Genomic DNA, 16006 nt, shown 5'->3' with positions numbered 1-16006 from the left:
TTTTTTTGATTCAAGCATTCCGTTTTTGTAGCAGTAAACACCCTAGCCCTGATGGGAACGGCATCCTTTGTTGTGCGCCTTTGCGAACAAGAAAGATACAGTGTACAGCAGGAAAAAGCTCCTTAATAAATACCTAAACAATAGGTTGCTTTCAAAAATTGTTTGTTTAATGTTTAAAAGTAGTATTTTTGCACTATGGAAACAAATAGACAGAAAAAAATAGGCGGGGTGATCCAAAAAGATTTGGTTGATATTCTGCAAGGTGAAGTGAGAAAAAACGGAGTAAGTAATTTAATTATTTCGGTGTCCAAGGTTACTGTAACGACAGATTTATCAGTGGCAACGGTATATTTAAGTGTATTTCCTCAAGATAAAGCTCCTGAAATTTTAGAAGCTGTGAAGTCAAATGCAAAAAATATAAAGCACGATTTATCTCAAAGAGTACGTTTGCAATTGCGAAAAGTGCCTAACTTGGTGTTTTTTATTGATGACTCATTAGACTATATCGAAAAAATTAACACTGCGTTGGCTAATAGAGATAATCCTATTGAGAACAGAGATTTGCTAGAAAAACGCAAGCAAATCTAATTTGAACTTCCCTCTATACATAGCCAAACGTTACTTGCGCAGTAACAGCAAAAATAATGCTATAAACATTATCAATCGCATTGCAAGCATGGGGATCGTTGTAGGTGCAATGGCTTTATTTGTTGTGCTATCCGTTTTTAGTGGACTGAGAGTTTTTAGTCTTTCATTTACAAACGATCTTGACCCTGATTTAAAAATCACGAGTACTATTGGTAAATCTTTTTTTATTACTCCAACGCAAGAAACCGAAATCAAGAAAATTGAGGGTCTTGCTTCCTACTCTAAAATCATTGAAGAGCGCGTTTTATTTACTTTTGATGACAAGCAAGAAGTCACCTACTTGAAAGGTGTCGATGCTGATTTTAGTGCAGTAAACGATATTAAAAAAACTTTGTATACTGGTCAATGGATTGAACCAAACACATACCAAGTGGTTGTAGGGTATGGTATTGCCCAAAAATTTTCGTTAGGACTACTCGATTTCAATAAGCAATTAGAAGTCCTCGTTCCTAAACCTGGGAAGGGAAACATAGAAAATGCAGAACAAGCTTTTAATAAAAGTGCAATCGTGCCCGTGGGCGTTTATGCTATTAGTGAAGATCTGGACTCAAAATATGTTTTTTCTGATTTAGGACTGGCTCAAGAACTATTAGAATACCAACCCAATCAAGTTTCAGGAATTGAAATTAAGGAAAAAATAGGGGCTAATGAAGCTGCTTTGACTGAAAAACTGCAAACTATTTTTAAAAACAAGATTACTATTAAAAACAGAGCTCAATTAAATGAATCATTATACAAGATGTTGAATACAGAGAACATCGTAGTTTATTTAATTTTTACACTAGTTATAGTTGTTGCTTTATTCAATCTAATTGGCGCTTTGATAATGATGATTTTGGACAAAAAAGGAAATCTTAAAACACTGTTGAATTTAGGTGTTGAAATTAAAGATTTACGAAAAATATTTTTACTTCAAGGTACTTTACTGAGTGTCATTGGCGGACTCATAGGTCTTGGATTAGGAATCGCCATTGTATTACTACAACAACATTATGAGCTCATAATGCTTACACCAACTTTAGCTTATCCAGTGGTTTTTTCTTTAGAAAATGTTGCTATTGTAATGGGAACTATTATTACTCTTGGATTTATTGCTTCACTGATTGCTAGCAGTCGCGTTAGTAAAAAGTTATTGGATTAGAATTTACTTTTAAACAAAAAATGCTACTAAATATTTAGTAGCATTTTCTGTTTATACTTGAAACTAGACAACTTCGTATCCAGCATAGGCTTCTTGAATTTCATTTAAAATTGTAAACAACGCTTGAGGATTATCCTCTGTCACTAATTGTTGCTTGAAGGGTTTAAAAGAATGTATTCCTTTGAAGTAATTAGTATAATGTGGACGTGTTTCTACAATTCCTAATCGTTCGCCTTTCCATTCCATAGCCCAAGTTAAGTGGTTACGTACTGCTTCTACTCTATCTACAACTGTAGGCTTAGCGAGATGTTCACCTGTTTCAAAGAAATGTTTGATTTCATTAAAAATCCAAGGATACCCAATCGCAGCACGACCAATCATGATTCCGTCAATTCCGTATTCGTTTTTGTATTGTAATGCTTTTTCAGGACTATCTATATCGCCATTTCCAAAAATAGGCATGGTAATTCTAGGATTATTCTTTACACGAGCAATATGAGACCAGTCAGAATGACCTTTGTACATTTGAGCTCTTGTGCGAGCGTGAATACTCAAAGCAGCAACACCTATATCTTGTAAACGCTCTGCGACTTCATCGATATTGATAGAACTATCATCCCAACCCAAGCGAGTTTTAACAGTAACTGGTAAATGCGTACTATCGATAACGGCTTGCGTTAAGCGAATCATTAAATCAACATCTTTTAGTACTCCGGCTCCAGCACCTTTGCAAACTACCTTTTTAACAGGACAGCCAAAATTAATGTCAATAATATCAGGATTAACCGTTGAAACGATTTTCGATGAAAGTGCCATCGCTTCTTCATCACCACCAAAAATTTGGATGCCGACAGGACGCTCATAATCGAAAATATCTAACTTCATGCGGCTTTTGATAGCATCCCGTATTAAACCTTCCGAAGAAATAAACTCAGAATACATCATGTCAGCCCCATGCATTTTACACAATCTACGAAAAGGTGGGTCGCTCACATCCTCCATAGGTGCTAAAAGTAAAGGGAAATCTGGTAATTCTATGTTGCCTATTTTAATCATCTGCTTAATTTTGATGCAAAATTACAACATTTTAAATAAAAAAGAGCTTCAGTACTAAGAGTACTACTTTTTGCTCAATGTTGCAAAACCTCCCTGTAATTTCATAAATATTTTTAAGAATAAACGTATAACTTTGTAGTTCAACTTTGTATTTATGAAACTCAAATCAAAAATCATAATAGCTTTCGATATTTTAAAAGATTCATTCCAAGGATTCATAGACAATCGAGCATTAAAACTTAGTGCTTCTTTATCGTACTATACCGTTTTTTCATTGGCACCATTATTATTACTAATGATCTCATTAGCGAGTATTTTCTTGGGCAAAGAAGCAATACAAGGACAAGTATTTGGTGAAATTAATGGCTTGATTGGTAATGAGGCAGCTGCCCAAATTCAGGATGTGATTAAAAATACAACTCTTTCAGGCAAAACAACTTTTTCAATTATTATAGGCAGTATAACTTTACTTATCGGGGCAACATCCGTTTTTGGAGAAATTCAAGATTCTATTAATATTATTTGGAAATTGAAAGCAAAACCAAAACGAGGGTGGTTAAAATGGATTAAGGATCGTTTACTTTCATCATCACTAATTGCGGGCCTAAGCTTTTTATTAATTGTTTCGCTAATGGTTAATGGTGTGTTACTTGCCATAAATGACTGGTTGAAAAATTACTTCCCAGATGTGATTTTAATTGTGTTTGAGGTCATCAACGTTTTAATAAGTTTTGCGGTGATCACTATACTTTTTAGCGTAATATTTAAAGTATTACCCGATGCTAAAATAAAATGGAAAGACGTGAAAATCGGAGCCTTTTTCACAGCTTGTTTGTTTATGTTAGGACGCTTTTTAATCGGTATTTATATTGATGTTAGTGGGACAGGATCAGCTTATGGAGCGGCGGGCTCTTTGATCGTTATTTTAGTTTGGGTTTATTACACCGCGGCCATCTTATATTTTGGTGCTCAATTTACTAAAACTTACACTGAATATATCGGCGCACGAATTGAACCTGCAGATTATGCGGTTTATATAGAACAATATGAAAAAGAAAAGGTGGTAAAAGTGCTACCTAATACTGAAGCACCAAACGCAGTAGTAGTTTATGAATCCGAGAAAAAAGAGAATAAAAATCTGCCTGGAGAATAACATAAATAGTGTATAAATTGGTTTTTATAGAATTTATCCTGCCACCCTTATAAATCAAAACTTTGGCTTATCTTTGCCTACTAAATGCGACAGCATTTTGGATGAAAATTACAGATGGATAAAATGAAAAAAATAAGGAATTTTTGCATTATTGCACATATTGATCACGGTAAAAGCACATTAGCTGACCGTTTACTCGGCGCTACACAAACCGTTACTGCTCGTCAGGAAAAAGCACAATTGCTTGATAATATGGACCTTGAGAGAGAACGTGGAATCACAATCAAGAGTCACGCTATACAAATGGAATACACCTATAAAGGGGAGGAATACATCTTAAACTTAATTGACACTCCAGGGCATGTCGATTTTTCATATGAGGTTTCGCGTTCTATTGCAGCTTGTGAAGGAGCACTTTTAATTGTAGATGCAGCCCAAAGTATTCAGGCGCAAACTATTTCGAATTTATATTTAGCGTTAGAGAATGACTTGGAAATTATTCCAGTCTTGAATAAAGTAGATTTACCATCTGCAAATCCTGAGGAAGTTAGTGATGACATCATCGATTTGTTAGGATGTAAATTGGAAGATATTATTCATGCCTCTGGTAAAACAGGCTTTGGTGTAGAAAACATCTTAGCAGCCATTATCGAAAAAATTCCACCACCACAAGGTGACCCTGAAGAGCCATTACAAGCCTTAATTTTTGACTCACACTACAATCCATTTCGTGGTATTGAAGTGATTTTTCGTGTCAAAAATGGACAAATCAAGAAAGGTCAGAAGATAAAATTCATGGCTACCGGTAATGAATATTTTGCAGACGAAATTGGTACTTTGAAATTGAATCAAGTTCCGAAGCAAGTGATTTCAGCAGGTGATGTTGGGTATTTAATCTCTGGAATTAAAGAAGCTAAAGAAGTAAAAGTAGGGGATACGTTGACAGACGCAAAAAACCCAACTACCAATATAATTACTGGTTTTGAGGATGTAAAACCAATGGTTTTTGCAGGAATCTATCCAGTAGACACTGAAGATTATGAAGAGTTGAGGAACTCTATGGAAAAACTACAATTGAACGACGCTTCGTTAGTGTTTTTGCCAGAAAGCTCGGCGGCTTTAGGTTTTGGTTTCCGTTGTGGATTTTTAGGAATGTTGCATATGGAGATTATTCAGGAACGTTTAGAGCGCGAGTTTAACATGACTGTAATCACAACAGTTCCTAACGTTTCCTACCATGCCTACACTAAAAAAGATCCTGATACAATTTTAATAGTAAATAATCCTTCTGACCTACCTGAACCTTCTCGTTTAGATCATGTCGAAGAACCATTTATCAAGGCTACGATTATTACAAAAGCTGATTATGTTGGAAATGTAATGAGTTTGTGTATCGAAAAACGTGGTTTGATTACCAATCAAACGTATTTGACTACTGAACGTGTGGAATTAACTTTTGATATGCCTTTAGCAGAGATTGTATTTGATTTTTACGACCGATTGAAAACGGTTTCTAAAGGATATGCATCCTTTGATTATACGCCCATAGGAATGCGAACTTCTAGTTTAGTGAAAGTTGATATTTTATTAAATGCTACAATAGTTGATGCATTATCATCTTTAATGCACACAGACAACGCCTACTCAATTGGAAAGAAAATGTGTGAAAAGTTGAAGGAATTAATTCCGAGACAGCAATTTGATATTCCAGTTCAAGCAGCAATTGGTGTAAAAGTAATTTCACGTGAAACGATAAAAGCGTTACGTAAAGATGTTACCGCAAAATGTTATGGTGGAGATATTTCTAGAAAACGTAAATTACTTGAAAAACAGAAAAAAGGTAAAAAGCGTATGCGTTTAGTTGGAAATGTAGAGATTCCACAAGAGGCATTTATGGCTGTTTTAAAATTGAATGATTAAAGATCCCTAAGTCCTGAGAAAGGAATTCATAAATAGATACTTGAGAACCTGATGATTAAAATCCATCAGGTTTTTTTGTTTTTAAAATTAATACCAAAAAAAATAGTTTCAACTCTAAAGCAGCAACTACTATTATCTTTTGCATTTAGCTTGTAATCTTTTTAGTAAATTTTATTTTAATTTTATCGATTAACCGCGTATTTACTAGATAAAATACACTAAACATAGTTTTTTTGTACCTTTACTGAGCTCTAAACTCTACTAAAGCACAATCATTTTGAAAAACGTTTACCTATTTTTCTTTGCATTATTCTGCTCAAATGCTTTTTGCCAAAGTATACTAGTAGATGACACAAGCCGAAGTGCAGATCAATTAGTGCAACTGCTTTTAGGGAATTCATGTACAACAGTATCTAATATATCTATTTCCTCGAGCCAGTCTACTGCTTACTTCAACAACAATGGTGGTTTGTTCCCCGTAACAGAAGGAGTAATTATTCGAAATGGAATTGCTAAATATACTGAAGGACAATACACTGGCAACAACCTCAGCAGCCAAATAAACACCAATACTGATCCTACTTTACAAAATATTAGCAATAGCTCTGGCCAAAGTTCTCCTATTACTGATGTCGCCTTCTTAGAATTTGATTTTATTCCGTTGTCTACAAATTTTAGTTTTGATTTTTTGTTTGCCTCCAATGAGTTTGGAGAGTTTCAATGCGGCTTTAGTGACGTATTTGCCTTCTTACTTACTGATTTAGCAACTAATACCACAACTAACTTAGCTATTGTTCCAGGTACTAATGAGCCTGTATCGGTAAAAAACATTAGAGATAATCAATATAATTCGTCTTGCACATCCGTAAACCCGAATCTCTTTTCGACTTACAACCTAACAGATCCAAGCGCATCCTCTATTAATATGAGAGGTTTTACTCAAATCCTCAACGCGGCTGCTGTTGTAATACCTAACCGTTCCTACCGTATCCGAATTGTTATAGGAGATGCCAACGATTCTAATTACGACTCAGCGGTGTTTTTGAGTTCTGGTAGTTTTACAACTACAATTGATTTAGGACCAGACCAGACGATTTGCGAAGGCAATTCTTATGAAATCAAAACGGGATTAACGGATCCCAAATATATCCATACATGGAAAAAAAACAACCAAATCCTAGTAGGAGAAACGCAAGAATCTTTGGTTGTAAATGGCCCAGGAAACTATCAAGTAAGTATAGAACAAGTAGGGACTAATTGTGTAATCGAAGACGAAGTTATTTTTGAAGATCTACAAATTAACACACCCGTTGACCTAAGAAATTGTGATTCAAGTGCCGCCATCTACATATATAATTTAACCGTAAACAACAGCACAAGTTTAGGAATTGACGCTTCTAAGTATGAAGCTTTCTATTACAAAACGTTACCCGACGCTAATTCAAATTTAAATCCGATAGCTTCTCCTCAAAATTATAGTACAACTAGCGAAGAGACGATTTACATTAGAATAAGAAATAAAGCATCTAATGAATTTTGTAATTCGGTTTTTTCGTTCAAGCTAGTTCTCGACACTCCAGAAATCCCAAAGAAACCAGATACTATTGAACTTTGCGATTTAATTGGAGGTAACCAAATAGATTTAAGTCAAAACAATACAACCGTACTTGATGGTAAAGATCCAAATATGTTCAACATAAGTTATCATTCCGCTGAAGCAGACGCTCTATCCAACAGCAACCCGCTACCTTCGTTATATTCTATACCTCCTAACCCGAAAACAATTTCTATTTGGGTTCGAATGAGCAACATTTCAAATCAATCTTGTTTTAACATCACATCTTTTGATATTATTTTAAATCCAAGACCTGTTGTAGACCTATTACCAAATGTCACGGCATGTTCTACATACACACTGCCTAGCTTGACAAATGGAAATTATTTTACAGGAACCAATGGCACTGGCATGCCACTATTTGCTGGCGATATCATTGATACTGGTGGTTCGTATTATATTTTTAGTAGCCCAGACGCTAAGTCATGTACCAATGAATCTAGCTTTACCGTCACCTTAGTAGATGAATACACGATTCCGGAGGACTATTGTGGTGTTTTTATTGTACCTAATCCTACTGAAGGAAATTTTTACACAGAATCGAATGGACCAGCAGGAAGCGGCACCTTGCTTCCCGCGGGAACAAGACTTACCACCAACCAAACTGTTTATTATTATGCTGTTGTAGAAGGAAGTATTTGTCAAGATCAACCGTACAACATTAATATTATACCTCTACCTGTAGTAGATACACCAACAGATGTAGTTACTTGCACCAGTTATGCATTGCCGGTATTGAATAATGGTGAATATTATACGGCAGGCAATGGCAATGGATCAAATCTTGCTGCAGGAACACTAATAACCACATCTCAAACATTATATGTTTATGCAATAGATGGACAATGTGCGAATGAGGCTAGCTTTGACATTACGATCATTCCTGCTTTCGCAAATCAATCATCTTGTGGTTCTTATACGCTACCCGCACTAAGCTATGCCAATTATTATACTCAAGCGGCTGGGGCAGGAACATTAATACCATCTGGGACTACAATAACGAACTCTACTACCATCTATGTATTTGCAAATACTACAACTACACCTAACTGCACAACTAATTTATCTTTTGATGTAGTTATAAAACCATTTCCAGAAGTAGATCAATTAAATGATGTTTTACGTTGTAAAAACGACCCCTATATTCTGCCACGACTAACAAACGGCACTTACCACACTGGCTCTAACCGTACGGGAAACACATTAAATGAGGGAGACCAAATTAGTACTTCACAAACGATATACATCAATAATCTTGTGAACGACTGTACAAAGGAGTCTAGTTTTAAAATAGAAATACGTGATATTCCCAAACTTAGCATACTCACAGATGTTACTGCATGCACATCCTATACCATACCAAACGTTAATGACGGTTTATTCTACTCTGAATCTCAAGGTAAAGGAACTAGATTAAACCCTGGTCAAATTATTACGCAAACACAAACTATCTATTTATATAACCAATGGCCCGATTTGCAAACTTGTTCTAATGAAAACGCAATCACTATCAATATCATTGGCGTGACAGTAGACAAGCCAAATGACATTCGTGTTTGTGATAGTTACACATTACCTACTTTAAATTCAGGTGATTACTACACTCTTCCTGGAGGAAAAGGAAACCTACTACCTGACGGAACAGTTATTTCGAACACACAAACACTTTATGTTTATGCTAAAACTGGGACAAGAATTGTTTGTGAAGACGAAAGTGAATTTACTGTGACCGTTAGTAAAACACCACAGCTTGTGCAACCAAACTCAGTTACCGCATGTGATTACTATACACTTCCCCCACTAACCGAGGGAGATTATTTCTCTGACACAAAAGGTGGTGGCACAAAATACTTTACTGGTGATCGTATAGCCACGAATGAGACCTTGTACATCTATGCTACAGCTGCTGATAACAGCAATTGTTTTGATGAAAAATCATTTGATGTAATCATATACCCAATTAAGGATTTACAATTAGCCAACGGCATAGTTTGTGTAGATTACATTACTGGAAACGTGCTAAATACCTTCACTGCTAATTCTAATTTAGATCCGTCAAAGTACACCGTAAACTGGTTTTTAAGCGGGGTACTATTAGGAACTGGACCTAGTTTCACAACGGATAAAGAAGGTACTTATGACGTGATAATAACAACAAATAGTGCCAACACTGGCAGTGATTGCGGGTATAATCCAACTACTTTTAGGGTAGAAAAATCGGGTCCAGCAATTGCTACTGCCGCAATATCTGATGCATTTACGGATGTAATAGATGTTACAGTTACTGCTCTTGTAGGATATGGTGAGTATGAATATAAATTAGATGACGGAACTTTTCAAGACGATCCTGCTTTTACAAACGTTTCATCGGGTGAGCACTTAATCTATATTAACGATAAAAAAGGAAATTGCTACACTACTATTTTAACTATTACCGTGCTAAAATACCCAAAATTTTTCACCCCAAATAATGATGGATATAATGACTATTGGAACATAACCGACTTAGCTACACAACCTAATTCTACCGTTTCTATTTTTGATCGATATGGTAAATTATTAAAACGATTTAATACTGCAACCTCTGGATGGGACGGAAGATATAATGGAGCAGACTTACCATCAGATGACTATTGGTTTACGGTAAACTATATTTTAGACGGAAAAGAAAAAATATTTAAGTCGCACTTTACCTTAAAAAGATAATACACAAGTGTCACATCACTTTATCAATTTAGCTGATATTTCACGACTGTCCTTGTTTCGATAACCAATCAAATAATCGGGTAGCATCCTCTGATTTAAACAATTGTGTACCTTCATTCATAGTTGCTGCAGATCCACAGGCTACACCCCATCGAATTACTTCTTGAAGGCTTTTATTTTGTGAAAGCGCCCACACCATACCCCCAACCATACTATCGCCTGCGCCTACTGTGCTTTTTTTAACAACATTAGGAGCTGCAACATAATCATACGAATCTTTAGTTACTAGAACAGCTCCTTGTGGCCCAAGAGAAACTACCACGATCTCTGCACCACCTTCATCAATAATTTTTTTCGCAGCTTCGCTTACTTCATCCATTTCTAACCTTTCAACACCAACTAACTTGGCTAATTCTCCAACATTAGGTTTGATAAGATAAACGCCTACTTCCAATATCTTTTCTAGTGATTCGCCTGAAGTATCCACAATTACTTTAATATTCTTCTCTTTTACGATTTCAGCTATTTGCTGATAAAAATCTGCGGATAGTCCTTCGCTTATACTTCCGCTTAACACTAATAATTCCGTGTCGATCGATTGTATCCTTAAGAGTATTTCCTCTTTTTCGAGCGAACTAATTGCGGCACCTGGAAAACCAAAACGATATTGAGAATTGGTATTATCATCTACAGCTACAAAACTCTCTCTAGTCCAGCTAGCTACACTAATAGGATCAATATCAATACCCTCATCGGTCATCAAGTTTTTAATCATTTCACCTGTAGGCCCACCAGCCGTAAAAATAGCTAATGACGCTCCACCCAAACGAGAAATAGCTTTAGATACATTAATACCTCCACCACCGGCATCAAATCGAGGCTGTTCACATCTAATTTTTTGTTCAGCAACCAAACCTCTAAAGTGAGCACTTTTATCAAGGGCTGGATTTACCGTTACCGTAATAATTTTATGTTTTTTCATTATATAAATTTAATGCTAATTACGATAAGTTCAAAAAATAACTTTTTAGAAGTACATAAGAAAAAAGGCGAAGATTAACTCTCCGCCTTTCAGTTGACTTAAAACATTATAATTTTCTTCGGTTATCGTTAGAGTTCGTATCGATTAATTTATTGTAAGGGTCAACACCTACTTCTGTTGGTTTTTTATCCACGATGATTGAAACTTTATTGTCAATCTTATTGATTTTATATTTCTTGAGATGCAATTCCTTCTCGGTTTTTATGTCCTTAACTGTTTCTTCTGTAAAAACACCTATTTCTATATAATCCTGCAGCGGTAACGAAGTTGTAGCAATAATATCACCTTTCTTTTTATAGGTTAATGTTTTACCAGCTTTATCTTTAAAAATTCGCTTCCCTTGATCATCCGCTTTGTATTTCGCAACATCAAATTCGATGTCAACTTGGTACTTACCATTAGGTAGTTTTTTTGCAGTAGCGTTTTTAACACGGTTGTCATACAAAGTAATGTTTTCGAACATGTCATTAATCACGTACTGTAAAGAATCGGGTGTGGCTTGTTTTAAAAGCGCAACCAACTCTACTGAATTTGTGTAAGGAGCATCTTGATAACCTACTTTTTGAATGTATGATTTTAAAACACCATTTAATTTTTGCTCTCCGATAAAATCACTTAAAGCATAAAACACAAGAGATCCTTTCTCGTAGTGAATGTATTGTTGGTTTTCATTGTACATCAAGGGTTTTTCCTTTTTGCTCTCTATCGTTCTTCCTGTTAAATAGCGGTCAAGTGATGTTTTCAAGAATTTGCGCATCTGAGATTTACCGTACTGACGTTCTAAAACTTTTAGAGAACTGTATTCTGACAAACTTTCTGACAACATGGTAGCACCTTGAACGTTTGCGCTAATTACTTGGTGTGCCCACCATTGATGAGCTACCTCATGCGAGGTCACCGCAAAAGGATAATCTACGGCATCTTTATTCTCATCATCTACGGCTGCTATAAAACCTATAGCCTCTGAAAATGGAATGGTATTGGCAAATGACTGCGCAAAGGTACCTTGCGTTCTAGGGTATTCCATGATTCGAACTTGCTTATGCTGATACGGACTAAAGTTTGCTGTATAGTAGTCTAAGGATTTTTTCACTCCAGCAATCATTCGGTCTAGATTGTACTCGTGCCCTTTATGATAATAAACTTCGATGGCAACATTCTTCCATTTGTCACGTTTCACCTCATATTGAGCCGAATTATAAGCATAAAAGTTTAGCATTTTTTGGTCCATCTTATAGTGAAAATAATTTCTACCCTCTTTTTTCCACTGTTTTTGCAAATAACCTGGCGCAATTGCTGTCTGATCACCTGAGGTGCTCACTGTAGTTTCAAATGTTAACCAATCAGCATCATTGCTAATGTAATTGTTTTTTCTTGCGATAGAATCCATTGGGCTTGCCATTCTTTCCTTAGGCTTAAGACCATACTTTTTTCGAACATCATCATCATTTAACTCTCCATTTTCGCTATATCCGATAGATGGAAAAGAACTGTTATTGATAAAAGTTCCATTGTAAATAACTGGCGAGTTATTTTTAAACAAGGTATTCTCTTTATTTTTGACCTCAAAAGACATAACTATCGAATCGCCTGGCAATAAAGTTTTAGCCAACTTATAGATATTGAAATTATAAACAGAATCTTTAGAAACGAGTTGCGTTCCTTTTGCAAAAGCGATTTTAGTTTCATAGTCTACATAATTAACAAAAACCGAATCTATACCTACTGCGCTTTTATTTTTTAAAACATAGGTTCCCCTAGCAATAAAATTGCGTTCCTCTGGAAACAGGTCTAAATCTACCTTAACATCTGTAATTCTAGGTTGCGCATACAACTGATACTTTTTATATTTCTTTTCCCATTCTACTTGAGATTTTTCAGCATCTTTTTGTGATCTATATTCGTTAACAATATTATCTTCATAATAAATTGTACTTCCTAGAGCTAGAAAACCTATAAATGATACGGTGATTAACAAGGCTGTTTTACTATTAAATCTCGCTTTAGCATCGACAAATCTAGAACGTACAGATTGACCAACTCCCCTTGTCCAAAATAAAAGTGTGAGACCAAAAATCCCTAAACCAAATAGAAACCAATAGCCTTTGTACATGTAATACATAGGCAACGTATTGCCATAACCATTCATGTCTGAATATTGAAACCCAGTATCGCTATTAAACCTAAAAACGTCTTGCTCCACTCCAATTTCTGGAATAAAAACCAAACCAATAGATAGAATAAGTAATACAAAAAAACCAAGTAAATAGTTTTTGAATAGCGTTTGTATAAAAAGTGCTAAAAATGCCCAAATAACAAAGTGCACTAATTTAATAGCATATAATTCAAACAAATAGTGCCCTATTTCAAAATCAAAAAAACCATTATAAGATTGAATTGTGATTCCGCCAATCATGATAACTGCCAAAAGAACAACTTGCATTTGCAATAAAGCTAGGAATTTTGAAAACAGCAATACCCAATTAGGAATTGGCGTTACATCAATTAAATGGTTCATTCTAGTTGCAAATCCCCTGTGGACCAAAATCCCTGCAAAAAGAAAAGTCAACACATTGATAAAAAGACTAAAAGCACTTCCTGGTAAAGCCAACATTTGCCAAGTTACAGGGTAGGTTTTTGTTCCAAATATTTCGCCTGCACTTAATGAGGTCAGTAGAATAAAAAGCAATCCAACGATAACAATGCTTATAAAAACCCAGTTTTTCACAATAAACTTGAAGTCAACTTTAGATAAATTCCAAGCCGTTTTAAGGTATTGTTTATTTGAATAATCAAACTGAATTTCAGGTAAGTTGATTCGAGTAATCCCACCAAAATTATTTTTGGTAACGCGCTCTTCATTTTTATTTCTTCCAAATGTTAAAGCACTTTGAGTAAATGAAAAATAACGATACATAAAAACCATAACCAAAAATGAGATTCCCAGCCATAATAACCTATTGTATACTAGTACACCCTCAAACGGAAGTAAATTTGTGTTTCTTTCTGCAACAGTCCAGTACTTAGTATAATAAGATAATGCCTCGCTACCAAAAGGATCTAAAAGCCCTGCTATGTATTGATTATCGGTATCATTTGTAAAACTACTAACCATACTTTGGACAAACAATAACAAAATCACTGTTATAAAACCAACTGAAATATTTCTCGTAATAGTAACAACAGCAAAAACAATTGCCCCGTAAAAAAACAAGTTAGGTATTACCCATATAAAATAAATCTGTAAGTAAGCAACAATCGAAACTGGCCCTAATAAATCGTGGTTGATATAAGGTAAAAAACTTGCGCAAAATGCACCCAAACCAATAGCTAAAACAACCAAAATTACAACTAATAACGAGCTGAAGAATTTTCCAAGTAGGTAATCCAATTTAGTAAAGGGATAGGAAAAAAGTATCGTATGCATATTGTACTTAAAATCCCTATAAATTGAGGCCCCAATTATTGAGGGTAATAAAAAATAGGTTAGCACAGACAAGGTGTTGATCAAATCGTTTAGAGCAATTGGTGAATTTGCTAATGCATTTGAAGACGTTGTAACAGAGAAACTATCAAAAATACCCAAACTGCTTGCCATAATAAACATAGACAGCAGGAAAAAAATAGCAATATAAATGTAAAAAGAAGGGTTTTTAAACCATCGTTTTAGCTCAAAATTAAAAATTGTTCCTAACATAATATGGCGTCTTTTTTAAGTGCTACAAAATAAACGTCTTCTAGTTGAGGCGTTGCCGCAACAAAACTTTCATTTGGTTTCTCCATACTATGCACCCTAATATTAAGAGTGTTGTCTTGATTATAATTAGAAGAAATTACGTTGAACTCTAATTCGTTTTGCTCTAAAAATTCTCTTTCTATAATTTTTGTCCAAATGGATCCATTTAACTTTTCTACTACAGCTTTTGGAGTACCTTGAGTCAAAATTTTTCCTCCATTTAAAATAGCAATTTCATTACAAAGCTCATTTACGTCATCTACGATATGTGTCGAAAAAATAACGGTATGGTTGGTCCCTATTTCACGCAAAACATTCAGGAAACGATGCCTTTCAGCAGGATCTAGACCAGCTGTAGGTTCGTCAACAATAATTAATTTTGGATTATTTAATAATAACTGAGCTATACCAAATCGTTGTTTCATTCCTCCGGAATACCCGTTTACATCTTTTAATCGAACTTCGTATAAATTTGTAACTTCTAAAACTTGTTTAACTATAGATGCACGTTCCGTCTTTGAAGCAATTCCTTTTAGCTGTGCAAAATAATCTAAGAGTTTCTCTGCAGACATATTTGGATACACTCCAAACTCTTGAGGCAAATAGCCTAAAATTTTACGCAAACCCATTTGGTCCTCTAAAACATTTATTCCATCAAACTCGATAGTACCCGAATCCGGTTTTTGCAAAGTCGAAATAGTTCGCATCAATGACGATTTCCCCGCACCATTAGGACCTAAAAGTCCAAACATACCTGTGCCTATCTCGATGTTAAGGTTATCTAATGCTTTAACACCGTTTTTATAGGTCTTACTGAGGTTATTTATTTTTAGCTTCATTGTTATTAGTTTAAGAGGTTTACTAGTAAGTAGTGAGTTGCACTAGTTTGTTACAGAATTTTTAACACAATATAAATTGTATTCTTACAAAATACAATTTAAATGGCTAGTCAAAATTACAATCTCAGTTATCTTCGTACCTTTACTACT

The 16006-nt window shown here is 35.0% G+C and carries 9 protein-coding genes; 5 read left to right on the top strand and 4 right to left on the bottom strand.

Features of this window, described 5'->3' with window-relative positions:
* The first annotated feature begins 195 nt into the window (after nucleotides 1-195).
* Nucleotides 196-588, top strand: coding sequence for a 30S ribosome-binding factor RbfA (rbfA, locus tag H8R22_RS03675; protein ID WP_187008879.1), 393 nt, complete (start codon nucleotides 196-198; stop codon nucleotides 586-588).
* Between the two features lies 1 nt (nucleotide 589).
* Complete coding sequence (locus tag H8R22_RS03670; RefSeq protein ID WP_187008880.1) at nucleotides 590-1789, top strand: ABC transporter permease; 1200 nt, start codon at nucleotides 590-592, stop codon at nucleotides 1787-1789.
* A 63-nt stretch (nucleotides 1790-1852) separates the two neighbouring features.
* Here H8R22_RS03670 and dusB read toward each other — a convergent pair whose 3' ends face one another.
* Nucleotides 1853-2845, bottom strand: a complete 993-nt coding sequence (dusB, locus tag H8R22_RS03665; RefSeq protein ID WP_187008881.1) for a tRNA dihydrouridine synthase DusB — start codon at nucleotides 2843-2845, stop codon at nucleotides 1853-1855.
* Between the two features lie 154 nt (nucleotides 2846-2999).
* On the opposite strand from dusB, the gene H8R22_RS03660 reads away from it, so the two are divergent.
* From H8R22_RS03660 to H8R22_RS03650, 3 genes are all read left to right on the top strand, one after another.
* A complete protein-coding gene (locus tag H8R22_RS03660) occupies nucleotides 3000-3998 on the top strand; it encodes a YihY/virulence factor BrkB family protein (protein WP_187008882.1) in 999 nt (332 codons plus the stop codon).
* A 123-nt stretch (nucleotides 3999-4121) separates the two neighbouring features.
* The gene (lepA, locus tag H8R22_RS03655; protein ID WP_187008883.1) at nucleotides 4122-5918 is read left to right on the top strand and encodes a translation elongation factor 4; all 1797 of its coding nucleotides are present in this window, start codon (nucleotides 4122-4124) and stop codon (nucleotides 5916-5918) included.
* A 277-nt stretch (nucleotides 5919-6195) separates the two neighbouring features.
* Nucleotides 6196-10239 carry a T9SS type B sorting domain-containing protein gene (locus H8R22_RS03650; RefSeq protein ID WP_187008884.1) on the top strand — a complete coding sequence of 1348 codons (4044 nt, stop codon included), beginning with the start codon at nucleotides 6196-6198 and terminating at the stop codon, nucleotides 10237-10239.
* Nucleotides 10240-10279: 40 nt separating this feature from the next.
* Here H8R22_RS03650 and H8R22_RS03645 read toward each other — a convergent pair whose 3' ends face one another.
* The 3 genes from H8R22_RS03645 to H8R22_RS03635 all read right to left on the bottom strand — a co-directional run bounded on the left by H8R22_RS03645 (nucleotide 10280) and on the right by H8R22_RS03635 (nucleotide 15856).
* Nucleotides 10280-11221 carry a 1-phosphofructokinase family hexose kinase gene (locus H8R22_RS03645; protein WP_187008885.1) on the bottom strand — a complete coding sequence of 314 codons (942 nt, stop codon included), beginning with the start codon at nucleotides 11219-11221 and terminating at the stop codon, nucleotides 10280-10282.
* A 106-nt stretch (nucleotides 11222-11327) separates the two neighbouring features.
* Nucleotides 11328-14978 (bottom strand): ABC transporter permease/M1 family aminopeptidase, encoded by a 3651-nt coding sequence (locus H8R22_RS03640; RefSeq protein ID WP_187008886.1) that lies wholly within the window; start codon nucleotides 14976-14978, stop codon nucleotides 11328-11330.
* Entirely contained in the window at nucleotides 14972-15856 is an 885-nt protein-coding gene (locus tag H8R22_RS03635; protein ID WP_187008887.1) for an ABC transporter ATP-binding protein, read from the bottom strand. Before H8R22_RS03635 ends, H8R22_RS03640 begins: the two co-directional genes overlap by 7 nt.
* Nucleotides 15857-16006: the final 150 nt, after the last annotated feature.

The organism is Flavobacterium kayseriense (genome assembly GCF_014305095.1).
Classification (GTDB): domain Bacteria; phylum Bacteroidota; class Bacteroidia; order Flavobacteriales; family Flavobacteriaceae; genus Flavobacterium; species Flavobacterium kayseriense.
This window is presented reverse-complemented; position numbering and strand designations above follow the sequence as displayed.

Bases quoted from the DNA above. Each gene is read 5' to 3' on its own strand.
- rbfA (WP_187008879.1), top strand. From the start codon at position 196: ATGGAAACAAATAGACAGAAAAAAATAGGCGGGGTGATCCAAAAAGAT.
- dusB (WP_187008881.1), bottom strand. From the start codon at position 2,845: ATGATTAAAATAGGCAACATAGAATTACCAGATTTCCCTTTACTTTTA.
- H8R22_RS03660 (WP_187008882.1), top strand. From the start codon at position 3,000: ATGAAACTCAAATCAAAAATCATAATAGCTTTCGATATTTTAAAAGAT.
- lepA (WP_187008883.1), top strand. From the start codon at position 4,122: ATGAAAAAAATAAGGAATTTTTGCATTATTGCACATATTGATCACGGT.
- H8R22_RS03645 (WP_187008885.1), bottom strand. From the start codon at position 11,221: ATGAAAAAACATAAAATTATTACGGTAACGGTAAATCCAGCCCTTGAT.
- H8R22_RS03640 (WP_187008886.1), bottom strand. From the start codon at position 14,978: ATGTTAGGAACAATTTTTAATTTTGAGCTAAAACGATGGTTTAAAAAC.
- H8R22_RS03635 (WP_187008887.1), bottom strand. From the start codon at position 15,856: ATGAAGCTAAAAATAAATAACCTCAGTAAGACCTATAAAAACGGTGTT.